The organism is Arthrobacter sp. B3I4, assembly GCF_030816855.1.
Lineage (GTDB): Bacteria > Actinomycetota > Actinomycetes > Actinomycetales > Micrococcaceae > Arthrobacter.
The window spans coordinates 1257617-1282418 of record NZ_JAUSYK010000001.1 but is presented as its reverse complement, the minus strand read 5'-3'; the positions used below and the strand labels follow the sequence as shown (position 1 = coordinate 1282418).

Below are 24802 nucleotides of genomic sequence, written 5' to 3'. Positions count from 1 at the left end.
GGTGGCTGGCATATTCGAAATCGCAGCGTCCGGAGACGCGTCGTACTTCTTCAGGATGACGGCACCGGACGGGACGGTGGTTGCTGTCTCGCCGCCCTACACCACCGTCGTGGGCGCGGCTGCCGGCATCACCGCGGTGCGGGACGCCGCGACCGGGCTGGTCGTGGACCGGTCCGCCGGGCAAGGCTAGCCGGGCGCGCTGCGCCTAGCCCCGTTCCGCTAAACGTCGATCCCGTGCAACCGGGTGCGGTCCCACGGAACTGACCAGCCCAGCTGGTCGAACAGCTGGTTCAGGATCATCCCGGTGAAGCCCCAGACCACCACGCCGTTGACCGCAAACGCCGGGCTTCGGAAAGTCTGGCCGGCCCGGCTGACGGTGGCCATCACCCGGTTGTCCGGGTCGAGGAGATCCCGGACCGGAACCCGGAAGACCTGCGAGGACTCGCCGTAGTCCACGACCCGGACCGGTGACGGTGAAGCCCACCAGCCCAGGACCGGAGTGACCAGGAAGTTGCCTCTCGGCAGCGCCAGCTCCGGCATGACGCCCAGGACCTCGACTCCGCGCGGATCCAGCCCGGTCTCCTCTTCCCCCTCGCGCAGGGCCGCTTCAATCACGGACTCGCCAGGGTCGATGCCGCCGCCGGGAAAGGCCACCTGGCCCGGGTGGTCGTCCAGCGTCTGTGCGCGCTGAAGCAGCAGCACGTCAAGATCCGCAGGTGCGAGCAGTTTCACCGAGGCCGCGGGGACATCGTCCAGGGAACCGAAGAGCATCAGTACGGCGGCCCGGCGCACGCGTTCGCCCGGTTCAACCGTCAGCTCCCGCCACCGAGGGTCCGGGGGCGGAGCCGTGCCGGCCTCCACCGCGGCCACCAGATCGATGAGGTCCTGTCGTGCGGTCATTGGGGCCTTCTTTGGGATTCCATCCGGATTTCAGCGGCGCGGTGGGTCTCGGCGAGCAGCTTTGCCAGCAACTCCTCCTGCCCGGGAGCCAGCTCGTATTTCAGCAACGCCTTGGCCTTGTCCGGGTCCGTCTCACCCGTCCCGTAACTGGGGCACCAATTCGCCACGGCGCAGGCGCCGCAGGCCGGTTTGCGGGAGTGGCACACCCGCCGGCCGTGGAACACGACCCGGTGCGAGAGCATCGTCCAGTCTTTCCGTTCGAACAGTTCGGCGACGTCGAACTCGATCTTCACCGGATCCTCCGACGCCGTCCAGCCGAAGCGGCGGGCCAACCTGCCGAAGTGGGTGTCCACGGTGATGCCCGGGATGCCGAAGGCGTTTCCGAGCACGACGTTCGCGGTCTTCCGCCCGATGCCGGGGAGCTTCACAAGGTCCTCCAGTCGGCCGGGCACTTCGCCGTCGTAGTCGTCCACAAGCTTGGTGCACAGCGCCATCAGGTTCCGCGTTTTCGCCCGGAAAAAGCCGGTGGGCTTGACGATGGCTTCCACGTCGGCGGGCTCAGCCTCGGCGATGCTCCGGGCGTCCGGGTAGCGGGCGAAGAGCAGCGGCGTGATCTGGTTGACCAGCACATCCGTGGTCTGGGCCGACAGCACTGTGGCTACGACCAGCTCGAACGGGTTGCGGAAATCCAGTTCGGCGTGCGCGTAAGGGTACTGCTCGGCCAGCGCCCGGTTGATCCGGCGGCCCCGGCGCTTGAGCCCCAGCAACGTCTCCCCGGCAACCCGCCCGCTACCGGGATCCGGGCCGCCGGGGTCCGAGCCGCCGGGGCTCGTTTTGCCGGTGCGCGGGCTGCCGGGGGTGCTGGCCATGGCGTGGTTAGCCGCGTTCGATGTTGCTCAGATCGCGCAGAACGCCGACCCGGCCGTCCGTGTGCTGGACCAGGAACTCATGGCCCCGGTCTTCGAGGGCGAGGACCCAGCCGCCGGGCTCGACGACGAACGCGGGGGCGCCGGTGTGCTCGTCGACGGCGGTGCGGGGCTGCGCAACCGCGAACCAGAACGCCTCGTAGACGGGCTGGTCGCCCGCGGCGGGGCGGCTCGCCGGGTCCACTGTGGCGCCGATCGGCTCCTGGGCGTGGACCTGGGGGGTGAGGGCGGTGGGGGCATCGTGGCCGACTGCGGAGGATCCTGCTGCCGACGCCGGGACTGCGGCGGCTTGGGTTTCTTCCGCGGCCGGGTTCGGAGCCTGGGCAGCCTGAGCGGACGTTGCAGCGTTGGAGCCGACCGGTGCGGCTGCGGCTTCGGTCCGCTGGGTGGACGGTCCTGCATCTGCCGCCGGGGCGTACCCCGCCGTCGGCTCGGGGGATGCAGTCGGTACGACGCCATGGGCCTGGGTAGCGGGCTCAGCGGCGGCCGGACGGGCATGCCCGGCGGCACTGCCGCCCGCAGCACCCGCAGCACCGGCAGCGACGACGTGTGACGCACCCTGCGGCCCGTGGCCCTGCGGGGCGTGCTGCACGCTGTTTGATTCTTTACTGGCTGCGTCTTTTCCGGGGGTGATGCGCTTAGCCCAGCCCGCCAGCGGATTGCTTCCCTGCTTGGACGCCGTGGCGTCGCCTGCGGGTTTCGGCGCCTTGGCTGCACGCGGCTTGCGGACCGGCTCCGCGGCTTCCCTGGCTACAACGTGCGCGGGGGTTTCGGCGCGGTGCAGGAAGTCGCCGGCGAAAACCGGGAACAAGCGCGCGAGCACCGTGGCGGCGAAGAGACCGAGCGCTCCCACGAGCCCCAGCAGCAGGCTCGGAACGAAAGCGCCGGCGGCGGCCAGGAAGAAGAAGGCCAGGCTGAAGGAGGCCACAACGGAGGCGAACTGGTCGATCGAGAGGGAGCCGATCCGGATCTTCGTGCCTGGGCTGACACGGCGTGCCACGAACAGCGCGACGACGATCAGCGGCAGAAGGATTCCCAGACCCAGGAAGAAGAGACTCCCCAGGTTCCAGAGGTTGTACCGGACGGCGAACATGGGAATCAGCGAGGCGATGAAGAGAACCAGCGTTGAGCCGAAAACGGTGAGGTCCCGGACGGTGAACTGCCCCAGCACGGCTTCATTGTTCTTCGGATTCGGCTTATCCACGGTAAAGCGCGGGTGTTCCCCCTGCCCGGTTGCCTGCCCCGGGCCGTCGGCTCGGGAGGGCGCCTGGAGCTGCCCGTTGCTTTGCTCGTTCATTCTGTTCTCCTTAGCAGGGCCGCACTCTGGACAGTGCCGCCTAAGGGCAGGCAAAGTCAGGACCGTTTGCGGCCCTGTTGCTCCCATCGGATGTCACGGTTTCGTCTCAGCCTAACCAAGTGCCGGACCGATCACTAGCTGACCTGCCGTGGCCCGCGCACCAGCGCCCCGGCGGCGGCCGCTCAGTGGGCGCCAGGACCCCGTGCCGCCACTCGGCGCTTAATAAACGCCGCTCGCGGCGCCCTTTGTGATGGGGCACACGTTCTGTCCGGGCCAAGGGTTAGTGTGTATTTCGGAACAGCTCTTTACGGTTCGCCGTGACCAGCCAATGCCCGACGCCGCCCAGGTGGCCGGGACGGAGGGGGGACGGTCGGCCCGTACGGCACGGCTCGATGAATGATGAGGTTCACCATGTCCCAGCAGACCCCCGGCTCCACCACCGCCACGCCCCGGCACGGCGATGCCTTCGAAAACCTGTCGCAGGAGAACCGCAAGTTCTCCCCCTCGGCAGAGTTCGCCGCCAACGCCGTGGTCACGGCCGCCGACTACGCCGAGGCCGACGCCGACCGGCCAGCGTTCTGGGCCAAGCAGGCCCGCCAGCTGCTGAGCTGGAGCAAGGACTTCACGGAGACGCTGGACTGGTCCAATCCGCCGTTCGCTAAGTGGTTCGTTGGCGGCGAGGTCAATGCCGCGTACAACGCCCTTGACCGGCACGTCGAGGCCGGCAACGGCGACCGCGTCGCCATTTATTTCGAGGGCGAACCCGGCGACACCCGCACCTACACCTATGCCCAGCTCACCGAAGAGGTCAAGAAGGCCGCCAACGCCTTTGAGTCCCTTGGCGTCGCCAAGGGTGACCGCGTCGCGGTCTACCTGCCGATGATCCCCGAGGCCGTCATCACGCTGCTGGCCTGCGCGCGGATCGGCGCCATCCACTCCGTGGTGTTCGGCGGCTTCTCCGCCGAGGCGCTCCGTTCCCGGATCGACGACGCCGAAGCCAAACTCGTCGTCACAGCCGACGGCACCTACCGCCGCGGCAAGCCGAGTTCCCTCAAGCACGCCGTCGACGATGCCTTGTCCCACGAGGGAGACGGTAACGGCCACACGGTCCAGAACGTCGTCGTCGTCAAGCGCAACGGCCAGGACGTGGACTGGCACGAGGGCCGCGACCACTGGTGGTCCGAGACCGTCGAGGTCGCCTCCGCCGAGCACACTGCCGTCGGCCACGACTCCGAGCACCCGCTGTACATCCTCTATACCTCCGGCACCACCGGCAAACCCAAGGGCATCCTGCACACCACCGGCGGCTATCTCACTCAGTGCGCCTACACGCACCGGGCAGTCTTCGACCTGCACCCGGAAACGGACGTCTACTGGTGCACGGCCGACGTCGGCTGGGTCACCGGTCACTCCTACGTCGCCTACGCGCCCCTCATCAACGGCGCGACCCAGGTGATGTATGAAGGCACCCCCGATTCCCCGCACCAGGGCCGCTGGTGGGAAATCGTGGAGAAGTACAAGGTATCCATCCTCTACACGGCACCCACCGCGATCCGCACGTTCATGAAGTGGGGCAAGGAGGTCCCGGCGAAGTACGACCTCTCCTCGATCCGGGTCCTGGGTTCAGTGGGCGAACCGATCAACCCCGAGGCCTGGATGTGGTACCGGGACGTTATCGGCTCCAACGCCGGAGCCCACGGCGAGAAGAAGGAACACCCCGCCCCGATTGTGGACACCTGGTGGCAGACCGAAACCGGCGCCCAGATGATCGCGCCGCTGCCGGGCGTCACCGCCACCAAACCGGGCTCCGCCCAGGTCCCGCTGCCCGGCATCGCCGTGGACGTCGTTGACGAAGCCGGCGAGTCGGTGCCCAACGGCGCAGGCGGCTACCTCGTGATCCGCGAGCCGTGGCCGGCCATGCTGCGCGGCATCTGGGGCGACCCGGAACGCTTCAAGGAGACCTACTGGTCCCGTTTCGAGACGATGTACTTCGCCGGTGACGGCGCCAAGAAGGACGAGGACGGGGACGTCTGGCTGCTTGGCCGGGTTGACGATGTCATGAACATCTCCGGCCACCGGCTCTCCACGGCGGAAATCGAATCAGCCCTGGTGTCCCACCCGGCCGTCGCGGAAGCCGCCGTCGTGGGCGCAGCGGACGACACCACCGGCCAGGCCGTGGTGGCGTTCGTGATCCTGCGCGGGGACGCGGTGGATTCCGGCGACGCCATGGTTCAGGAACTCCGCAACCACGTGAGCAAGGAGATCGGGCCGATCGCCAAGCCCAAAACCATCCTGGTGGTTCCGGAGCTGCCCAAAACGCGTTCCGGCAAGATCATGCGCCGGCTGCTCAAGGACGTCGCCGAGGGCCGCGAGGTCGGCGACGCGACCACGCTGGCTGACAACTCCGTGATGGCGCAGATCGCCAGCTCGCTGAAGAAGTAGGGTTACCGGGCGCGGACCCGGACTATTTCGAAACTTGTCGCCGCCGGGTTAGTGAACTTCGCGTTGACCACCGCGAGGGTGTTGCCGAACAAGGCAGCCGTGGTGGGGACGTCGAAGTGCGGGCTGGTGATCACCTGGCGCACGGCGCCGGAGTCCAGGCCGTGGCCGAGATGGACGCGGCTGACCAAGTTGTTCAGGTTCTGCACAGCCCACAGCGTGTTGCCCCGAAGCAGGATGCCGTCAACGTTGGGAACGCTCACGCCCTCGATCTGGGCGCTCTCACCGGTGCGGGGGTCCACGGTGTAGAGCAGACCGCGGGCGGTGTGGGCGACGATGAGGGTGCCACCGTCCTCGGTGGACGCGATTCCGTTGAGGTTAAAGCCCTGGTCCAGCGGCGCCGCAGGCCCGGTCAGCTTCAGGGTGCGTGCCGTGCCGGGTTCTCCGCCACGGGCCACCGGTACGAAGTAAAGCTCGCCGGCCTGGGAGTTCGTGAACCAGGCGCCCCGGCTGGTCAGGGTGACGTCGTTGATGAAGCTCGCGCCGGGCGCGGCCAGCTGGTAGGTCGCCTCCGTCTTCCCGGAATCCAGGTCATAAATGTACGCCTGGCCTGTGCCGCCGCCGGCGACGAAGAGCAAGTCATGGCACACGTCCACCTTCATGCCGGCCGCGGACCGGCCGGAGGGAGCGGTGATGAACCTACTTGCGGTGCCGTCGCGGATGTCGCCGCGGAAGATGTCTCCGTTGAGCCGGTCGCCGGCAAAAAAGGTGGAACCTTCACCGGCCGCGATGCCTTCGGCGCCGGTGGCGCCGGGGAGGGTGATGACGGAGCCGCCATGGCCGGAGTCCGGCCCGGCGGCGGTGGCCAGCGGCGCCGGCAGGAGCGTTGCGGCCGCGGCCAGGAGAGCCGCGGCCACACGACGGATTGTTGTTCCCGTGGAAATATTGCGCATGATGACGCTCCAAAAAGAATGGGCTGGTTGCGCGGACCGACCGCTACGGAGGCTCCGCACGATGGTCCTTTCAGTCTAGGGAGCGGGCCCGCCGCGGGCCAGAGCCGCGGTTACGCGATAGATTGGCTGGCATGAGCGAAGCGACCCCCGCCGGTGCCGGCCGCGGCACCATCCTGGTCCTTAATGGGCCGAACCTGAACCTGCTGGGCACGCGCGAGCCGGAGAAGTACGGCACGGCTACACTGGCCGACGTCGAACAGCTCGCCAAGGACGCCGGCGCGGCGCACGGGCTCGACGTCGAGTGTTTCCAGTCCAACCATGAGGGAGCGCTGGTGGACGCAATCCACGGCGCCCGCGGCAAGGCAGCGGGCATCGTCCTCAACGCCGGGGCCTACACCCACACGTCCGTGGCGCTCCGTGACGCCATCACCGCCGTGCAGCTGCCCGCCGTCGAGGTCCACATCACCAACGTCCACGCCCGGGAAGCGTTCCGGCACCACTCCTACCTGTCGGACGTCAGCAAAGCCGTGATCGCCGGCGCAGGCATCCTCGGGTACCGCTTCGCCGTCGAATATCTCGCCGACCTGCTCGCCACCCGGGACTGAGCATGTCCGCCGCGCCGGAGCCCGGAGGGACCGCGGACTGGTACCGGCATTTCGGCACCGTTGACGCACCCGGCAACTCCGCCTGCTATGCGGAGTGGTCGCTGGGCATAGCGGACGACCCCGAACTGATCCGGCGGATTGAGCGATGGCCACACAACAAGCGCCAGCCGCTGCTGATGCTGGCTGCCGCCCGTTTTCTCGGCGCCCGGATCAGCCCGTACCCCGAGTTCCGGCGGTTTCTGGACGCGCATTGGGACGAGCTGGCCCGGACTGTCCTCTCCCGGTCCACCCAGACGAACGAGGCCGGCCGCTGCGCCGCGCTGCTCCCGTCCCTGGCCCGAATCGCTGCCGCCGAAGGCCGACCGCTGGCTCTGATCGAAGTCGGTGCCTCCGCAGGGCTGAGCCTGTATCCCGACCGCTACGGCTACGAATATGTTGCCGGCGCCGCGGGTCCTGTGACGCGACTCGCCCCGGCCGGCGCCGTGACTGGCAGCCACCCGGTCCTGCACTGCGCCACGGCCGGGCCAGTGCCGTTGCCGGACCGGCCGCCCCAGGTGGCGTGGCGCGCCGGCATCGACCTGAATCCGCTCGACATCAGCGACCCGGACGACGTCGCCTGGCTGGAGGCGCTGATCTGGCCTGAGCAGGACTTCCGCCGGGAACGGCTGCGCCAGGCGATCGCCGTCGCGCAGGCCGGTCCGCCGCTGTTGGCCCCCGGGGACCTGAATGAAGAGCTGGTGGCCCTGGCCGGGCAAGCACCGCCTGATGCTGCGCTCGTCGTGTTCCACAGCGCGGTCATGGCCTACCTGGATGCCGACAGCCGGGAACGCTTCCGCGAGACCGTCGCGCTGCTGGCCGCGGACCGGGGCTGCCATTGGATCTCGAACGAGGGCCACACGGTCATCGTCCAGGCCGACGGCTCCAGCGTGGTGCCCGAAATGGACGACGCGCGGTTGCGCGGCCGCTTCCTGCTGCTGGAGGACGGCGTGCCGGTAGCGATTGCCGGCCCGCACGGCCAGAGCCTGGAATGGATTGCAGCCCGCTGAGGGCGCCGGTTCGTTTCGCTATTTCTTGACGCACTGACCGGGCGAGACGGCTGCGCCCAGCCCGGGCGCCTGTGCAGCCACGGGGCCCAGATCGTTCATAGTGATGGCGAACCCGAGCGAGTTCTCGGAGGTGGACTTGGCAAACACGACACCGGCCACCCGTCCGTCCGTGGTGAGGAGCGGGCCGCCCGAGTTCCCGGGCTGCACATCGCCGGCGAGCCGGTAGACATCCTCGGGCGCAGCGTTGTTGCCGTAGATGTCCGGGACCAGAACGGTGGCGATGTCCCGCACGGCCGCGGGCTTGGACTGGAACGGTCCGCCGTGCGGGTAGCCCGCGAACGCAGCCGGACTGCCGGCAGGAAGATTGGAGCCAAGCGGCAACGGCGCGGATGGCAGCCCCTCGACGGCCAGGACGGCCAGGTCATGCTGGCTGTCGAAGTAGACGACCCGGCCGGGCAGCGCCCCGCCGCCGGGAACCTCGACGACGGGCTCCGGGACGCCGGCCACGACGTGGGCGTTGGTCACGACCCGGTCCGGGGAAACGACAAAGCCACTGCCTGTCTGGTTCTGTCCGCACTGGTACGCGGTTCCGGCGATCTTCAGCACCGAAGCGGCAGCGCCGTTCAGGGCGGGCGTGTCCGTGCTGGCGTCCGGGACGGTTACGGGCTGGCCGCCGATACCCTCGAGCAGCGTCGGAATCCCGTCGCCAATCACTGTGGAGCGCAACTGGGCCATTGACGTCTTCAACGGCGTGGGGGTGACGCCGTCTATGAAACCGATCACCTTGGAGTCGGCGAGCTGCTGCGAAACGAAGGGAACGCCCAGGGCGCTGATGCTGAACGCCAGCATGGACATCACCAGCGCGGATACGACGACGTTGACTCCGCCGCCGATCACCCGGTCGGCCAGCCGGAGCGGCGGGATTTTGACGACGCTGCGGATGCGCCGTCCGATCATGGTTCCCAGCCCGTGCCCGATCATCATCAGCAGCACTGCGGTGGCGATGATGGCGGTGAGCCGCCAGCCCGGATCGTCCACCAGGTCGCTCACGATGGGCACCGAAACGAAAGCGGCCACTGCTCCGGCCGCGAACCCTGCAATGCCGCCAAGGGTCACCAAGAAGCCGTTCCGCAGGCCGTAGATCAGGTAGGACAAGAGCGTCAAGAGCAACGCCAGGTCCAAGATGGTCAAGCCAAACACCGGGGCTCCTTAGATACTGGTAGGAGCTCATTCTACCGGCGCGGGCTGACACGAAGTCAGTTGCCGGGCACCAGGCCGGAGGGTCGGCAGCCTTGTGATTAGGCCGCCTCGATGCCAAGTACGTCACAGAAGCCGCAAACTTCTGAAAGAATAGCTGGAGCGCCCCAGCCGACACAGTTTAGTCAGGAGATTTTATGGACATCGAGGTATTGCGCCGCGCACCCCTTTTCGCCACGCTCGACGACGAGGCCTTCCGTTTGCTGACGGACGAGCTCACCGAGGTGGACCTCTCACGCGGGGCCTCGGTTTTCCGGGAAGGCGACCAGGGTGACCAGCTCTACTTCATCGTCTCGGGCAAAGTGAAGCTCGGCCGCACCTCCCCCGACGGCCGCGAGTCCTTGCTCGCCATCCTCGGCCCGGGCGAGCTCTTCGGCGAAATGGCGCTGTTCGACCCGAGCCCGCGCACGGCCACCGCGACTGCTGTCTCCGAAACGCGGCTGGCCGGGCTGAAGAACGAAAGCCTGAACGCCCTCCTTCGCACCCGCCCAGAGGTGTCCGCCCAGCTGCTGCAGGCCCTCGCCCGCCGCCTGCGCCGAACCAATGATTCCCTGTCCGACCTGGTGTTCTCGGACGTCCCGGGCCGCGTCGCCAAAGCCCTGCTCGACCTGGCGGACCGCTTCGGCCGCCCTGCGACCGACGGCGTCCTCGTTGCCCACGAACTGACCCAGGAAGAGCTGGCCCAACTGGTCGGCGCTTCCCGCGAAACGGTCAACAAGGCCCTCGCCGAGTTCGTCCAGCGCGGCTGGCTGCGGCTGGAGGCTCGCGCCGTCGTCATTCTTGACATGCAGCGCCTCCGCCAGCGCTCGCGCTAACCGTCCCCAAAAGCTCAAAGCGAAGGGCCTGCCCGTTACGAACTGCGCGCCGAGGGTCGGTGCTGCAATTCTTCGGCGGTGCAGGCTTCCGGCCCGCAGGTCAGGCTTCCCCTTTTTCACATTTCAAGGCTGCGTCCCCCGTGAGGACGGAGCCTTGATGTGTTTTCTCTCAGATGAGGTCCGAATGGCGTTGTACCGTCGGGCCTGCCTGCACGAAGGCGGGTTTTGGCTCCAACGGCATCCACCCGCGGTCAAGGTGCTTGCCCGTGTCAAACGGACATAATTTGGCGTAACCGATGCCCGCGGGCGGTTAAGAAGCAATGTGGGCTATGTCATATGCTTACCCATCCTTGTCACGATCCGTTCCGAAGTACAGGTGGCCCCTCTCCGGGGGTGCGAACATCCCACGCACGTGTATGAGGAGATCTACAACATGAAAAAGACCCTTCGCCTGATGGCGGTCCCTACCTTGGCTTTGGCTGCCTTGGCCGTATCCGGCTCTCCCGCAATGGCAGCGGACCAGTCCTATCAGTCCACTTTGGGCCAGGTCAACGGCAGCGCTGGCTCCGGTACCGTCACGGTTGACGTCACGGGCAACCAGGCACATGTTGTCCTGAAGGTCGCCGGGATGCCCGCGACCTTCATGGACGCACCGTACCCGCACGTTCAACACATCCACGGCGGAGCCCAAGGCACATGCCCGGCGCCGTCGGCCGACAAGGACGGTGACAAAGTCATCTCCACTACCGAAGGTGCTCCCTCCTACGGCGCTATCGCCACTACTTTGTCCACGAGCGGCGACACCAGCCCCGCAGCCGGCCTTGACCTCAAGGTTGGCGGCCAGGGTGCCGCCTACACCATTGACCGCACGTTCGAATTGAATGCCGAGACCAAGGCAGCCCTCCAAGCCGGCACCGCTGTGGTAGTCGTCCACGGCCTTGACCCGGCCACACTCAGCGCGGCAGGACAGGCCGCCAAGAGCGACCTTGCACCGTCCCTTCCGCTGGCCGCTACCTCCCCGGCGCTGTGCGGGACCCTGAAGGCCGGCCAGATGACTATGCCTGTCGGTGGCGCTGACACAGGCGTCACGACTGAAGCGGGCACCGATACCGGCGCCCTCGCCCTTGGCGGCGGCCTCACCCTGGCGGCCCTCGCCGGCGGCGGCTACATTATCCGCCGCCGCACCGCCGGTGCGGCAGCTTAAGCACCGGCTGACCGGATCACTACTGTGAGAACCAAGAATCCCGGCCGCTTCGGAAGCCTCTGCGCCGCCGTCACGGCCGGGGTTCTGCTCCTGCTGACGCTGTCCGGCTGCGGCACGGGAAACAACGGAACACCCGACGCCGGCTCGCCGTCTTCGTTTTCCGCCTTACCCTCCCCGGCCACCACCGCAGCCCCCGGCTCCGCCAGAGCGGTGCCTCCCACATCGAGTCCGTCTGCCGCGCCCGCGATGGCGGAGCCCGCGGTGCTGACCCGATCCGAGCCGGTGACCTTGGAAATCCAGGCCATCGGCCTGCAAACCGACCTCCTGAAACTCGGACTCCGGGAGAACGGCTCCCTCGAGGTCCCGCAGGACAGCGGCAACGGAGCGCCCGCCGGCTGGTACGACGGCTCTCCCACCCCAGGAGAACGAGGACCATCCGTAATCCTGGGCCACGTCAACGCGCTCGGCGGTGCCACCGGCGTTTTCGCTGACCTCCGCAAGCTCACACCGGGAACCGATGTCAAGGTCTCCCGGGCCGATGGCACCATGGCAGTGTTCACGGTCGACCACGGCGCCCAGTACAGCAAAAACGACTTCCCCACCCTGGAGGTCTACGGCACCACCCCCGGAGCTGAGCTCCGGCTCATCACATGCGACGGTTACGACCCCGCCACCCAGCTCTTCGATGACAACTACGTCATCTTCGCAAAACTAAGAGTTTGAAACCCGGATCCCGCTCATACCGTGAGCGGCTACTGACGCCGAATGGACTGGACATGAAACACCGTAGGCACGCCCTGGCTGCGCTGGCCGCCACATCACTGCTGCTATCCGGTTGTGCAACAGCCGCCGGATCCGTAACGCCGGTCGCCGCAGAGGCCCCGCTGTCGTCCTCAGCTGCCGGCGAATCGGCGCACGCCGGCGGGCACAGCCACGGCTCCTCCTCACACCCGGGCACGCCGCAAGCCGCAGGTCCCAGCGACGCTGCACGGATGGTGTGCGGGGACCAGCCGATGGACAGGCTGACAGCTATTTTGGATTTGGACTCGAAACCGCACACAGTCGATAAGTGGGCCGACAACACGTTCACCTGCACCTACCATCTCAAGGAGGGGTCCTTGGAGATCTCCGTCAGGGAGGCGAAGGACCAGGCATCGGCACTGACATACTTCAACGCCATGCAGGCCCTGGCGAAGGACGCCAGCCCCATCGAGGGCCTCGCAAACCTCGGTTTCCCGGCCTACGAAACCGGTGACGGATCAGCAGTTTTCCAAAAGGACAGCTTTGTCTTGCAAGTGGATGCCTCCGATCTGCCAGCAACGTTGGGGCCGGAGGGCGTGAGCCGGAACGCGCTGGCTTACCAGCTTTCCACCACCATCTTGGCCTGCTGGGTCAAACATCCCTGACCTCTGAGGTCAGGGACCGGGCACAGCGCGTGGTCGCATTGCAACCCTGGCCCGGCGGGTACGGTCAGCGCTCGCGCTGGGGTTCCCCTGCCACGGTCTTCGCGGCCTCAACCTCCAACATGAGTTTGCCGCCCTCCTCGACCAGCGCCGGCTGGTACGCGTGGGCGGTTCGCTTGTAACTGAGGTACGCAATGCAGCCGTTGGCGGCTGCCATCTTCTCAAGCATGATCTCGGACCCGGGAACCAGCAGTTCGCCCAAGGTGAGGCCCACTGTATTCGGCTGGCCCACCTCGTCGCCCAGGGCCGTGGTGTCCCGCTCGGCAATGACCTTGCGGGCACAGACCCAGCGCGCCCATACCCCTTTGCTGGCCAACAGCGACGGCTGCTGGTTCACCGGGACGGTCGCGGCAAAATACCGGGTGTTGAAACGCCGGTGGGAGAAGTCCGGGCTGAGCCAGTTCACCAGCGGCTTGAGCAGGTCGGTCCGCACCGACAGCCCGCGCTTGGCGAGCACATCGGTGAAGGACTTCTCCTGGTCGGCCACTGCTTCCCGCGCCCGCATCCACTCCCCCGTGGAGGTGCCTTCCACCGTGGAGGACAGGTCGGGCCCGGCCAGCAGGATGCCGGTCTCTTCGAAGAGCTCGCGGATGGCGCCCACCACGTGGCGGCGGGCCAGGCCGACGTCGGGCGTTCCCATCTTCTCCGCCCAGTACTGCGGCGTCGGGCCAAGCCAGCTGACGGCGTCGTTGTCGGACGCTTCCAGCGAGCCGCCGGGAAACGCGAGCACACCGAGCGGGGAAGTACCGGGCCGGTACCCCAGCCAGGTCTCCAGCCCGGTGGGCGAATCCCGCAGCAGAACTACCGAGGACGCATAGCGGGGCGCGCGCGGCGTCCGCTCGCCGTGTTCAAGCCAGCTGCGGGCGGCCCCCTCGAGATCCGGGGGAAGGACGAACAGACGTCGTGCTAGGTGCGGCAAGGGAAACGACCGGCTTCTAAGCGAATTCAGCGATGAGTTCGACCTCGACCGGCGAGTCGAGCGGCAGCACCGAAACGCCGACGGCGGAACGTGCGTGCTGGCCGGCGTCCCCCAGGACTTTGCCCAGCAGTTCGGACGCGCCGTTGATGACGCCGGGTTGTCCGGTGAACGAGGGGTCGGAGGAGACGAATCCCACTACTTTCACGATCCGTGTGATGCGGTCCAGATCGCCGATCACGCTTTTCACTGCGGCGAGGGCATTCACGGCGCAAATCTCGGCGTAACGCTTGGCTGCGTCCGGTGACACTGTCGGTTCATCCGAGGTGCCCTCAGTTCCGGACGAGACCTTGCCGGTGGCTTCAAGCGCGCCGTCGATGAACGGGAGTTGGCCAGAGGTGTAGACGTGGTTGCCGGAGATGACAGCCGGCACATACGCAGCCACCGGTGCGGCCACAGCAGGAAGCGTCAGCCCGAGCTCGGCGAGGCGCTGCTCGACAGCGGACGGCGCGCCGGTGCGTACGTCGCTTTCACCTTGCGAGGCGGCGTTCCCGGCGACGTTCGGGGTCTCTGCACCGGCGCCCGCACGGGCAGTTTCGGCGGTGCTCATGGCTACTGCTTCTCCCGCTTCAAGTAGGCAACCAGGCCGTTTCCGTCGGGGCCCGGAACTACCTGGACAAGCTCCCAGCCGTCGTCGCCCCACTGATCCAGGATCTGCTTCGTGGCGTGGATAATGAGCGGAATCGTGGCGTACTCCCATTTGGTCATGAAGTAAAGCCTAGTCCTTGCCGCTAAAGTGGAAAACATGGCGACTGGTAAGAACCCTTTATTCGACACGGCCACCACCCTTGGAAAGCTCATTCTCTTCCTTGGCGTGAGCGTTGTCTGTGGCGTGCTCGTGGCGGGACTTTTGGTGCCCGCTGCTGCCCTCTCGGGCAACACGGCGAGCGGGTCGATCAAATTCTTCGAGACCCTCCCCGCCGAACTGCAGGTTGATCCGCCGAGCCAGTCGACCACGGTTCTGGCCGCCGACGGCAGCGTGATCGCGAACCTGTTCTCCGAGAACCGCACCCGCGTGTCCCTTGACCAGATGTCGCCATACGTCAAGGACGCGGTGATCGCCATTGAGGACAGCCGCTTCTACGAGCACGGCGGGGTGGACACCACCGGCATCGTGCGCGCCCTGGTCAGCACCGCCCGCGGCAACAAGCAGGGCGCTTCGACCATCACGCAGCAGTACGTTAACAACGTCATCAACTCGTCGCTGGAGTCCGAAGGCAAGAGCGATCAGGTCCTGCTGAACGGCGTCAACAAGGGCGTCGGCGACAAGCTTCGCGAGATGAAGCTCGCCATTGCCCTGGAAAAGAAGTTCAGCAAGGAGCAGATCCTTGAGGGTTACCTGAACATCGTCTTCTTCAACCGCGACGCCTACGGCATCGAAGCCGCCTCCAAGTTCTTCTTCAGCACCTCCGCGAAGGACCTCACCCTGCCGCAAGCCGCGCTGCTGGCCGGCCTCGTCAACAGCCCGTCCTTCTACGATCCGATCACCCACCCCGACAACGCCAAGGTGCGCCGGGACCTGGTGCTGAAAGCGATGCTGACGCAGGGCAAGATCAAGCAGGCGGACTACGACGCCGCCGTCGCGGCCCCGGTGGAAACCAAGGTCACCCAGGCCAAGCAGGGCTGCCAGTACGCGGCGACGGCGCCGTACTTCTGCGACTACGTCCTGCACCTGCTCCTGAACAACCCAGCTTACGGGGCTGACGCCGATGCCCGCCAGCGGAAGATTTTCCGCGGCGGCCTGACCATCAAGACCACCCTGGATCCCAAGGCCCAGGCCGTGGCCCAGGAGCAGGTGAACGCGTCGGCCGGCGCGAACCCGGACAAATGGGGAGCGGCCCTGGTGTCGGTCCAGCCTGGCACGGGCAAGATCATCGACATGGCTCAAAACACGACCTGGTTCCCGGGCGAGGGCAAGTTCGACTCCAACCTCAACTTTAACGTCGACAAGTACGACGAAAAGGGCAACGACCTCAACGGCCTTGGCGGCGCCCAGCCCGGGTCGACGATGAAGCCCTTCACCTTCGCTGAATGGCTCAACGAAGGAAAGTCCATGAACACGGTGGTGAACGGCGCCGTGCGGAAGTACCCGCTGGACTTCAAGTGGCGCAACTCCTGCGGCGTCACCACCGGCGCGTACAACACTGCCGAGAAGGACCTTGGCGCCGCCGAGGACCTCCAAAACGCGGAAGAAGGCTGGTACCGCCCGCTCACCGTTCTTGAGGGCCTCTACAACTCGATCAATACCGTCACCTTCGCCTCCGCAGCCCAGCTGGACTTCTGCGGAATCCAGAAGATCGTCGACGCCGTTGGGCTGCATTCGGGCCTGCCGTCGACGGACAAGGACGGGAAGATCCTGGAACCGAACCCGAAAATCAACATGTTCACGACGGCGAACCTGCTGGGCTCTACCCAGACCTCGCCGCTGACCATGGCCAGCGCCTTCGCGACCTTCGCCAATGACGGAAAATACTGCGAGCCGATCGCCATCACGTCCGTGACTGACCAGACCGGCGCCCAACTGCCGGCGCAGGCCACCAACTGCCGGGACGCGCTTAAGCCGGAGGTCGCCCGGGGCGTCAATTACGCGCTGCAGGAAGTCCTGAACAAGGGCTCGGGCGCGCTGATCCAGCCCCGCATCTCCACCCGCACCGACTTCCCGATCGCGGCCAAGACCGGTACATCGAACAACAACGGGTCCACCTGGGTGGTGGGCCACACCACCGGGCTGGCCACTGCCTCCTGGTTTGGTGATGCGCTGGGCTCCCAGCAGCGTCCGGGCCAGAACATCACCGTCAACGGCCAGTTCTACAAGGGCATTGACGGTTACATGATCGCCGGCCCGCAGTGGTCAAAGTTCATGTCCCAGGTGGCTCCGGGCTACGGTACCGACCCGTTCCCGGCGCCGCCGTCGAACCTGCTGTCCGGCGGCGGCTACAGCCAGGGCCCGGCCCCCGCTCCGCGCCAGTACACCCAGCCAAGGCAGGCGCCGGTTCCCGCGCCTGCTCCCGCACCGGCCAAGCCGCCGGCTCCGGCCCCCGCACCGGTACCGGTCCCTAGTACCCCCGCAAACCCCGCACCCGCTCCGTCGAGCAATCCTGGCGGCGGCAATGGAAGCAACCCCTAGTGGCACTGGAAGCCAGTGCACTGGCAGGCCGCGTCCGTCATATCGGGCGCGGCCTTGCCGTAGCCACTGCAGTCGGGGCCGCCGGGGGTGTTGCTGCGGCCGGATACGGTTTGTGGGAGAAGAACCAGTTTGTTCTGCGCGAGGAGAACCTCCCGATCTTGCCGCCCGGCTTCGGTCCGATCCGCGTGTTGCACCTCAGCGACATCCACTTCGTGCCGGGCCAGCGACGCAAAGCCGATTGGCTCGCCTCTTTGGCCGGCCTGAAGCCGGATCTGGTGGTCAACACCGGAGACAACCTCAGCCACGTCAAGGCCGTTGAGCCCCTGCTGGAGTCGCTGCGGCCCCTGATGACGTTCCCCGGCGTCTTCGTCCCCGGATCCAACGATTACTTCGCCCCCCGGCTGAAGAACCCCGCAGCCTACTTCCGCGGCCCGTCCTTGCGGCCGAAGAGCCCGGAAAAGCTGGATTGGCCCCGGCTGCGGTCCGGCTTCGGGATGTCCGGCTGGGTGGATCTCACCAATCGTTGCCAGTCGCTCATCCTCAAGGGGCTGCGGGTCGATTTTTCCGGGGTCGACGATCCGCACCTGCGCCTCGAGCGGTACGCCGGCTGGCCGCGCGGCACCAGCGGCCAGGACGCCAACCCGCACCTGAGGGTCGCCGTCGTGCACGCCCCCTACCAGCGGGTACTCGACCATTTCACCGGGGACGGGGCGGACCTCATCCTGGCCGGCCACACCCACGGCGGCCAGATCTGCGTTCCGGGTTATGGGGCGCTCGTCGCCAACTGCGACCTGCCTACCTGGCGCGCCAAGGGCCTGAACGACTGGGGAAGGGACGGACGGACGACGCCGGTGAATGTCTCCGGCGGCATCGGGACCTCCCGCTTTGCCCCGGTCCGGATCGCCTGCAAACCGGAGGCTGTGCTGCTGACCCTGACCGCCCGGCCCTAGCGGCCAGGCACCGCGGGCGCTCCCGCCCCGCGGGGAAAAGGGCCTATTACGGATCACAATATCTGCGCCAGTTTGCACAGTAGCCCGCTAAGCTGTGAACCGGGTCACGCTATGGCCTAGGGTAGTTGCTACCGGAAACTACATTCAGTTGCGTAATTCATTTCGCAGTGGCAGCTAAGAAGCAGGCATGGCCAAGCAGACCCCTTTCTTTTCATCAATTCGCCGTCTCTATCCGCACGTCAGGCCGATTCTGCCGCGGCTGGTCCTGGGCCTGCTCTGCGCCTTGCTGGCAAGCATCGTGGCGCTGGCCATCCCCCAAGTCCTGCGGATACTGATCAATGACTGGCTGAGGCCGGGCGGCAACAGCCAGGCGGTGTGGATCGCCTCCTCCGTGATCCTGCTTCTGGGCATCGCGGAAGCCGGGCTCGTGGCTCTGCGCCGCCAGTTCGTCATCAACCCGGCCACCACGGTAGAGACCCGCATGCGGGTATCGCTGTATGACCATCTGCAGGATCTTGCCGTTTCCTTCCACGACCGTTGGGGTTCCGGCCAGCTGCTCTCGCGCGCCATGACGGACCTGAACTTCCTCCGGCGCTGGATGGCGTTCGGCGCCATCATGCTGGTGGTTACGACGCTGACCGTGGTGATCGGCGTCGTCGTGATGTTCTCCATGAGCTGGCAGCTGGCGCTGATCTTCCTGGCCGCCGCTGTCCCGATCATGATCTACGGCTTCCGCTTCCGGACGCGCTTCAGCAAGGTGGCCCGGCGCAGCCAGGACCAGGCCGGCGACCTCGCCACCACCGTTGAGGAATCCGTGCACGGCATCCGCGTGCTCAAGGCGTTCGGCCGCAGCCGGGAAGCATTGGAGAACTTCAACGACCAGGCCGAGGAGCTGCGCCAGACCGAGATCGCGAAGGCCAAGCACCTGGCCGCTTTCAGCCTGGTCGTCACGCTGCTCCCCGAGCTGGCCCTCGGCGCCGGCCTCATCGTCGGCGTCATGCTGGCAGCCGACGGACAACTCAGCATCGGTTCGCTGGTGGCATTCTTCGCCACCGCCGCTGTCATTGCCGCTCCGGTGGAGTTCTGCGGCATGCTGCTGGCGATGGCGCTCACCGCCAAGACGGCAGTGGACCGGCACTTCGAGGTGATGGATTCGATCAACACCATCACCAGCCCGGACGACCCGCGCAGCCCGGACCGGCTCAAGGGCGCCCTGAGCTTCCAGCACGCCTCCTTCGCGTTCGAGGATGCACCCGACAAACCGATCCTCAGGGACATCAGCCTGGACATCCGGCCCGGCGAAACCATGGCCCTGGTGGGCATCACCGGCAGCGGCAAGAGTGCCCTGCTGCAGCTGGTGCCGCGGTTGTTCGATGTCACGGCGGGCTCGGTGACGATCGACGGCGTCGACCTGCGCGACTTCAGCGTGCAGGAGCTGCGCACCATCGTCGCCGTGGCGTTCGAGGACACCACCCTGTTCTCCAGCTCGGTCCGGGACAACGTCCTGCTCGGGGTCCAGGGGCAGGAGTCCGCGGAGCGCCGGGAGCAGATCCTGGCCGAGGCGCTCGACACCGCCCAAGCCCACTTCGCCTACTCGCTGCCGGAGGGACTCGACACGCTGATCGGCGAGGAAGGCCTCAGCCTGTCCGGTGGCCAGCGGCAGCGCATCGCCCTCGCCCGTGCGGTCGCGGCGCAGCCCAGGGTGCTGGTCCTCGACGACCCGCTCTCCGCATTGGACGTCAATACCGAGGAACTCGTCGAAGGCCGGCTCCGGGAGGTGCTGGCCGACACCACCACCCTGATCGTTGCGCACCGGCCCTCCACCGTGGCGCTGGCCGACCGGGTGGCGCTGCTGGAAGACGGCCGGATCACCGCCGTCGGCACCCACACCGAACTGCTCGCGAACAACAGCCACTACCGGTACGTGATCGCCAGCCTGGACCCGGAACCGCGGGATCTCGATTCCGAACTGTCCGCACTCGAGGCCGAGGAGGTTTCCCGATGAGCACCGCAACCTTCGGCACCGCCAACGAGGACAACGCACACCTGTCCAGGGCCGACAGCAAAGCCGTCCGGCAACGCTCCCTGACCCTGCTTGGCTCGCTGATCCGTCCCGTCCGCCTGCGCTTCTGGCTGACGATCGCCGCCGTCGTACTCTCCCAGGCCGCCCGTGTGGCCGGGCCGGCGCTGATCGCTTTCGGCATCGACCGCGCACTTCCGGCCCTCCGCGCCGGTGACAACCTGCCGCTCGTCCTGGCCGGGGCCGCGTACCTCGCCGCGGCCGTCGCGACCGCGGGTCTCACCGCCCTGTACGTGACATCGACGGCGCGGCTCAGCCAGGCGATGCTGCTGGACCTGCGCGTGCGGGTCTTCCGGCAGACGCAGCGGCTGAGCCTGGAGTTCCACGAGAAGTACACCTCGGGCCGCATCATCGCCCGGCAGACCTCCGACCTCGAGGCACTGCGCGAACTCCTCGACTCCGGCGTCAGCTCGCTCGCCTCCGGCATGCTGTTCATGGTCTTCACGGCCATCACGGTGTTCGCCCTGGACTGGCGCAGCGGACTGTTGGTGCTCGCCGCCGGCGTGCCGATGTACTTCCTCGCCCGCTGGTACCAGAAGCATTCCCAGATCGCGTTCCGCGAGTCCCGGGTCGTGTCGGCCCGGCTGATCGTGCACTTCGTGGAGACCATGACCGGCATCCGGGCGGTCAAGGCCTTCCGCAAGGAACCCCAGAACGCCGAACGCTACGCCAAACTTTCCGAGGAGTACCGCAAGGTCACCGTCCGCTCCATCAACCTGAACGGCATCTTCCAGCCCGGCCTGGTGCTGATCGGGAACGTCTGCGTGGCCGTCGTGCTGCTCACCGGCGGCTTCCGTGTCCTATCCGGCGAACTCGCCGTGGGCGTGCTGCTGGCGCTGATCCTCTCGACCAAGCGTTTCTTCCAGCCGGTGGACCAGATGGCGATGTTCTACAACTCGTTCCAGAGCGCGCAGGCGGCGCTCGAGAAGGTATCCGGCCTGCTGGAGGAAGTGCCCACCGTCCGGCCGCCCAAAAACCCGGTCGCCCTGGAGCGGGCCACCGGCCGCATCGATTTCGAGAACGTTGAGTTCCGCTACGGCGACGGCCCGGTCATCATTCCTACGATGGACCTGCACATTCCGGCCGGCCAGACGGTCGCGCTGGTGGGCCAGACCGGCGCCGGAAAGTCGACGCTGGCCAAGCTGATCGCGCGTTTCTACGACGTCTCCTCCGGTTCGCTCACCCTCGACGGCGTGGACCTTCGGCAGCTGGCGACGGCGGATCTGCGCCGGAACGTCGTCATGGTCACCCAGGAGGCGTTCCTGTTCAGCGGTTCCGTGGCCGACAACATCGCCCTCGGCCGGCCCGAGGCTTCCCGGCAGGAAATCGAGGACGCGGCCAAGGCCGTCGGAGCCCACGAGTTCATCACCGCCCTGCCGGAGGGCTATGACACCGACGTGAACAAGCGCGGCGGGCGCGTTTCCGCCGGTCAGCGCCAGCTGATCAGCTTCGCCCGGGCCTTCCTGGCCCGGCCCGCGGTCCTGATCCTGGATGAGGCCACCTCCTCCCTGGACATCCCCTCCGAACGGATGGTCCAGGCGGGACTGGCGAGCCTGCTGCGCGGGGCCGGCACCGGTCCAGGCTCGTCCGGCGCAGCCCGCACGGCGCTGATTATTGCGCACCGCCTCTCCACCGTGGAGACCGCAGACCGGGTGCTTGTGGTCCACGACGGCCAGGTGGTGGAGGACGGAACCCCGGCGGAACTGATCGGCGGCGGCGGACGCTTTGCCAAGCTGCACGGGGCGTGGAAGGAATCGCTGGTCTGACGCTTGCCTAGCCGCGACCCCGGTCGGCTCCCGGATTTCGCATCCGGGGCCGAAATCGGATACTCTTGTGAAGTTGCTTTTGAAGTAACGGATCGGGATGTGGCGCAGCTTGGTAGCGCGCGTCGTTCGGGACGACGAGGTCGCAGGTTCAAATCCTGTCATCCCGACCAGTCAAAAGAGGGTCTTCCAATCGGAAGGCCCTCTTTTGTGTTTCCTATAACCCCCCGTACTGCCATCGAGTGCTCCGTGAGTGTCGTTTTCACCGCTCAAAACGGCCGTTACGGCGCAGCCGATCAGCGGGGGCTGGGCACAAAACAGCCCCGAGACCTTACGGCGGTCCCGGGGCTGAGTTTGTCGAGAGTCGGTTACATCGGGTCGGGCCAGTTGCCGACGTTCGTTGAATAGGTCATGGGGTCGGGCCAGTTCCCGACGGCGGTGGCCGTGCGCATCGGGTCCGGCCAATTGCCGACGGCGGTGACATTGGTGGTATCGGCAATGGAACCTGCGGACAGAACGGCCGGGGCCGCTGCGGAGAAAGCCAGGGCGCCTGCGAGAACCGCGCCGGCTGCAATCTTCTTCAACATAGAGTTCCTCAATTTTGAGTCGTAGTCGTTACCAAGTCAGCACTGCCCTTGTTGACATACATTGTAAAATTGCTTGCACAGAGACTGTCAAGCATTTAGTACAAAGACTGTCCGGAATTAGGAGGAACCCGTGGGCAACGGATTCGGGGAAAAACTCCGCGCGGAGCGGCTGGAGCGTGGGCTCACCCAGGCGGAGCTGGGGAAGGACCTGTACTCCCCCAGCTACATTTCCCTGCTCGAAACCGGCCGCCGGGAACCCACTGCCGACGTAATCGAGGAGCTCGCCCGCCGGCTGGAGCTCGCCCCGAAAGCGCTTGAGGCGTGGAGCCAGCCGGTATCCGTCAGCGACGCCGAATACGTCCTGGCGGGCTTATACGCCCGTCAGGCCTGGGACCTGCGGGACTACCCGCTCGCGGCAGTTCACGCCGCCACGGCAGCCCAGATTGCCTTAGAGGCTAAAAACACCAGCGCCTGGTGGAACATGACGTACATGCAGGCTGAGTGCCTAATCAAGCAGGGCATGTGGGCGGAATGCGCGGCCATGGTGCAGCGGCTGCTGGACCATCCGATGGCGGCCGAGTCGGCAGGCCTGGGGGTCCGCGCCCGGCAGATGCTGGCGGCGGCGGCTCAGGGGCAGGGGCAGCTGACAGCAGCTGTGGAACACGCCCAGGAGGCGGTGCGGCTCTGTGCCCAGCTGCCCAAGGGTTCCACCCTGATTATCGGCGCGCTGCGGGCCCTGATCGGTGCCCTGGCCGAAAGCGGCCGGCTCGACGAAGCCTGGAAGTACTGCCAGGACATGAACGAGCAGATGGACGAACATTCCATGACCCAGCTGGCCGGCGAAGTGGCGTGGGTGGTGGGCAACGTGGCCTTCATGCGCCACGACTACGCCGAGGGCCTCAGGTACCACGAGAAAGCCGGCCAGCTCCTCTCCCCGGCGCACGACATTGACCTCTGGGCTAGGTTCAACAAGGCCTCGGCCGCGGTGCGCCTGTCGTCGGGCATTGTCGAGCCGGAAACGCTGTCATCGATTGAACGTGCGGAACTGGCACTTTCGATCGTGGGCGGCAACAAAACGGACCACCTTGAAGTGGCCTTCATCCGGGCGCGCTGGCTTTACCTCACCGGCGACGTCGTCGGGGCGGTGCAGAAGCTGCGCGAGATCCACGCCGAACGGGACGTACTGGCAAAGCACACGGCGGGTGAGGTGTCGCTGCTGCTCGGCAAGGCACTCAAAGCCGGCGGGGAGTCCGAGGAGGCCCTCACCTACCTTGATGAGGCGCAGAAGGAGTTCAGCGCGGCGGGCGCCTCAGACCGGGTCCAGCAGGCGATGGACGCAGTGCTGGAAATCCGCTTGGCCCAGCGCCGCGCCGAAGCAGCCGCCGGGAGCTAGAGCCGCCGGAAGCAGGACCGCCGGAAGCAGGACTGCGGACAACCATGGCAACCGGAGGCCAGGGCCGCAGGCGCTAGTCGAAGGCGCGGCCGGTCAGCAGCTCGTAGGCTTCAACGTAGCGGCTCCGGGTGCGGGCGACGACGTCGGCCGGCAGCGCCGGGGGCGGCGTGTCCGAGGACTTGTCCCAACCCGATCCGGCCGACGTCAGCCAGTCGCGCACGTACTGCTTGTCGTAGGAGGGCTGCGCCTTCCCCGGCTCGTAAGTGGCTGCGTCCCAGAAGCGCGAGGAATCCGGCGTGAGGACCTCGTCACCGAGGGTGATGACACCGGTTGCGGGATCTAGGCCGAACTCCACCTTGGTGTCCGCCAGGATGATGCCGCGGCCCCGGGCAATCTCCTCGGCCTTGGTGTAGATCTCCAGCGTCAGCGCACGGAGTCGGCCTGCGGCGTCGGCGCCGACCTGCTGCACCACGGCGTCGAAGGTGATGTTTTCGTCGTGCTCGCCCACCTCGGCCTTGGCCGAGGGAGTGAAAATTGCCTCCTCGAGCCGGGAGCCGTCCACCAGGCCCGTGGGCAGCGGAACGCTGCAGACAGTGCCGGACTGCCGGTATTCGACGAGCCCCGAGCCGGTCAGGTAGCCGCGCGCAATGCATTCGACCGGGAACATCTCAAGTTTCTTGCAGATCATGGCGCGGCCCGCCACCGCGGCCGGAACACCGCCGTCGACCGTGGACGCAAGCACGTGGTGCTCCACGCCCAGCTGCTCAAACCACCAGAGGCTCAGCTGGGTGAGGATGCGGCCCTTGTCCGGAATCTCGCTGGCCAGGACGTGGTCATAGGCGCTGATCCGGTCACTGGCCACCACCAGCACGCATTCGTGGCCGAAGCGCTCCGCAATGGCGGCATCCGCCGGCACATACAGGTCGCGGACCTTGCCGGAGTAGCTGTGTTTCCAGCCGGGCAGGTCCAGGGTCTCGGTGTCCAGGCCGCCCTTGGGCAGGGACGAGTCAGTGGCGTTCAT

The 24802-nt window shown here is 66.8% G+C and carries 23 protein-coding genes and 1 tRNA gene; 14 read left to right on the top strand and 10 right to left on the bottom strand.

Features of this window, described 5'->3' with window-relative positions:
- Position 1: 1 nt before the first annotated feature.
- Positions 2–190, top strand: a complete 189-nt coding sequence (locus QFZ61_RS06025) for a DUF1508 domain-containing protein (protein ID WP_307034254.1) — start codon at positions 2–4, stop codon at positions 188–190.
- Positions 191–219: 29 nt separating this feature from the next.
- Here the strand turns inward: QFZ61_RS06025 and QFZ61_RS06020 are convergent, their stop codons facing one another.
- Genes QFZ61_RS06020 through QFZ61_RS06010 form a run of 3 tightly spaced genes read right to left on the bottom strand, consistent with a single transcriptional unit; the run spans position 220 to position 3123 of the window.
- Positions 220–900, bottom strand: a complete 681-nt coding sequence (locus QFZ61_RS06020; protein ID WP_307034252.1) for a CoA pyrophosphatase — start codon at positions 898–900, stop codon at positions 220–222.
- Positions 897–1769 (bottom strand): endonuclease III, encoded by an 873-nt coding sequence (gene nth, locus QFZ61_RS06015; protein ID WP_307034250.1) that lies wholly within the window; start codon positions 1767–1769, stop codon positions 897–899. Before nth ends, QFZ61_RS06020 begins: the two co-directional genes overlap by 4 nt.
- A gap of 7 nt (positions 1770–1776) precedes the next feature.
- On the bottom strand, positions 1777–3123 hold the full coding sequence (locus QFZ61_RS06010; RefSeq protein ID WP_307034248.1) for a hypothetical protein: 1347 nt from the start codon (positions 3121–3123) through the stop codon (positions 1777–1779).
- Between the two features lie 411 nt (positions 3124–3534).
- Between QFZ61_RS06010 and acs the strand changes: the two genes are divergently transcribed.
- Entirely contained in the window at positions 3535–5565 is a 2031-nt protein-coding gene (acs, locus tag QFZ61_RS06005) for an acetate--CoA ligase (RefSeq protein ID WP_307034246.1), read from the top strand.
- A gap of 2 nt (positions 5566–5567) precedes the next feature.
- Here acs and QFZ61_RS06000 read toward each other — a convergent pair whose 3' ends face one another.
- Positions 5568–6515: a hypothetical protein gene (locus QFZ61_RS06000; protein WP_307034244.1), complete on the bottom strand. Its 948-nt coding sequence runs from the start codon at positions 6513–6515 to the stop codon at positions 5568–5570.
- Between the two features lie 131 nt (positions 6516–6646).
- Here QFZ61_RS06000 and aroQ point away from each other — a divergent pair, with 131 nt between their 5' ends.
- On the top strand, positions 6647–7120 hold the full coding sequence (aroQ, locus tag QFZ61_RS05995; RefSeq protein WP_307034242.1) for a type II 3-dehydroquinate dehydratase: 474 nt from the start codon (positions 6647–6649) through the stop codon (positions 7118–7120).
- A 2-nt stretch (positions 7121–7122) separates the two neighbouring features.
- Positions 7123–8166 (top strand): DUF2332 domain-containing protein, encoded by a 1044-nt coding sequence (locus QFZ61_RS05990; RefSeq protein ID WP_307034239.1) that lies wholly within the window; start codon positions 7123–7125, stop codon positions 8164–8166.
- Between the two features lie 18 nt (positions 8167–8184).
- On the opposite strand, the gene QFZ61_RS05985 is transcribed toward QFZ61_RS05990, so the two are convergent.
- On the bottom strand, positions 8185–9366 hold the full coding sequence (locus QFZ61_RS05985; RefSeq protein ID WP_307034237.1) for a MarP family serine protease: 1182 nt from the start codon (positions 9364–9366) through the stop codon (positions 8185–8187).
- Between the two features lie 194 nt (positions 9367–9560).
- On the opposite strand from QFZ61_RS05985, the gene QFZ61_RS05980 reads away from it, so the two are divergent.
- The 4 genes from QFZ61_RS05980 to QFZ61_RS05965 all read left to right on the top strand — a co-directional run bounded on the left by QFZ61_RS05980 (position 9561) and on the right by QFZ61_RS05965 (position 12848).
- On the top strand, positions 9561–10238 hold the full coding sequence (locus QFZ61_RS05980; RefSeq protein ID WP_011693220.1) for a Crp/Fnr family transcriptional regulator: 678 nt from the start codon (positions 9561–9563) through the stop codon (positions 10236–10238).
- 433 nt (positions 10239–10671) lie between these two features.
- Positions 10672–11442 carry a CHRD domain-containing protein gene (locus QFZ61_RS05975; protein WP_307034235.1) on the top strand — a complete coding sequence of 257 codons (771 nt, stop codon included), beginning with the start codon at positions 10672–10674 and terminating at the stop codon, positions 11440–11442.
- Between the two features lie 24 nt (positions 11443–11466).
- Entirely contained in the window at positions 11467–12165 is a 699-nt protein-coding gene (locus tag QFZ61_RS05970; RefSeq protein ID WP_307034234.1) for a sortase domain-bontaining protein, read from the top strand.
- 53 nt (positions 12166–12218) lie between these two features.
- Positions 12219–12848 carry a hypothetical protein gene (locus QFZ61_RS05965; protein ID WP_307034232.1) on the top strand — a complete coding sequence of 210 codons (630 nt, stop codon included), beginning with the start codon at positions 12219–12221 and terminating at the stop codon, positions 12846–12848.
- Positions 12849–12912: 64 nt separating this feature from the next.
- On the opposite strand, the gene QFZ61_RS05960 is transcribed toward QFZ61_RS05965, so the two are convergent.
- The 3 genes from QFZ61_RS05960 to QFZ61_RS05950 are packed head-to-tail and all read right to left on the bottom strand — an operon-like array spanning position 12913 to position 14589.
- Positions 12913–13824, bottom strand: a complete 912-nt coding sequence (locus tag QFZ61_RS05960) for an NUDIX hydrolase (RefSeq protein ID WP_307034231.1) — start codon at positions 13822–13824, stop codon at positions 12913–12915.
- A 16-nt stretch (positions 13825–13840) separates the two neighbouring features.
- Complete coding sequence (locus tag QFZ61_RS05955) at positions 13841–14431, bottom strand: RidA family protein (RefSeq protein ID WP_307034228.1); 591 nt, start codon at positions 14429–14431, stop codon at positions 13841–13843.
- A gap of 2 nt (positions 14432–14433) precedes the next feature.
- Positions 14434–14589, bottom strand: a complete 156-nt coding sequence (locus tag QFZ61_RS05950; RefSeq protein WP_003797879.1) for a DUF4177 domain-containing protein — start codon at positions 14587–14589, stop codon at positions 14434–14436.
- Positions 14590–14626: 37 nt separating this feature from the next.
- Between QFZ61_RS05950 and QFZ61_RS05945 the strand changes: the two genes are divergently transcribed.
- From QFZ61_RS05945 to QFZ61_RS05925, 5 genes are all read left to right on the top strand, one after another.
- Entirely contained in the window at positions 14627–17008 is a 2382-nt protein-coding gene (locus QFZ61_RS05945) for a transglycosylase domain-containing protein (RefSeq protein ID WP_307034226.1), read from the top strand.
- A gap of 5 nt (positions 17009–17013) precedes the next feature.
- On the top strand, positions 17014–17958 hold the full coding sequence (locus tag QFZ61_RS05940) for a metallophosphoesterase (RefSeq protein ID WP_307038022.1): 945 nt from the start codon (positions 17014–17016) through the stop codon (positions 17956–17958).
- 187 nt (positions 17959–18145) lie between these two features.
- Positions 18146–19963 (top strand): ABC transporter ATP-binding protein, encoded by a 1818-nt coding sequence (locus QFZ61_RS05935; protein ID WP_307034224.1) that lies wholly within the window; start codon positions 18146–18148, stop codon positions 19961–19963.
- Positions 19960–21804 (top strand): ABC transporter ATP-binding protein, encoded by a 1845-nt coding sequence (locus QFZ61_RS05930; RefSeq protein WP_307034222.1) that lies wholly within the window; start codon positions 19960–19962, stop codon positions 21802–21804. Before QFZ61_RS05935 ends, QFZ61_RS05930 begins: the two co-directional genes overlap by 4 nt.
- A gap of 93 nt (positions 21805–21897) precedes the next feature.
- Positions 21898–21974 (top strand) — tRNA-Pro (locus QFZ61_RS05925).
- A 195-nt stretch (positions 21975–22169) separates the two neighbouring features.
- On the opposite strand, the gene QFZ61_RS05920 is transcribed toward QFZ61_RS05925, so the two are convergent.
- Positions 22170–22388 (bottom strand): hypothetical protein, encoded by a 219-nt coding sequence (locus QFZ61_RS05920; RefSeq protein ID WP_307034220.1) that lies wholly within the window; start codon positions 22386–22388, stop codon positions 22170–22172.
- 130 nt (positions 22389–22518) lie between these two features.
- On the opposite strand from QFZ61_RS05920, the gene QFZ61_RS05915 reads away from it, so the two are divergent.
- Positions 22519–23781 (top strand): helix-turn-helix domain-containing protein, encoded by a 1263-nt coding sequence (locus QFZ61_RS05915; RefSeq protein WP_307034218.1) that lies wholly within the window; start codon positions 22519–22521, stop codon positions 23779–23781.
- A 73-nt stretch (positions 23782–23854) separates the two neighbouring features.
- Here QFZ61_RS05915 and QFZ61_RS05910 read toward each other — a convergent pair whose 3' ends face one another.
- Entirely contained in the window at positions 23855–24802 is a 948-nt protein-coding gene (locus tag QFZ61_RS05910) for a phosphoribosylaminoimidazolesuccinocarboxamide synthase (RefSeq protein WP_307034216.1), read from the bottom strand.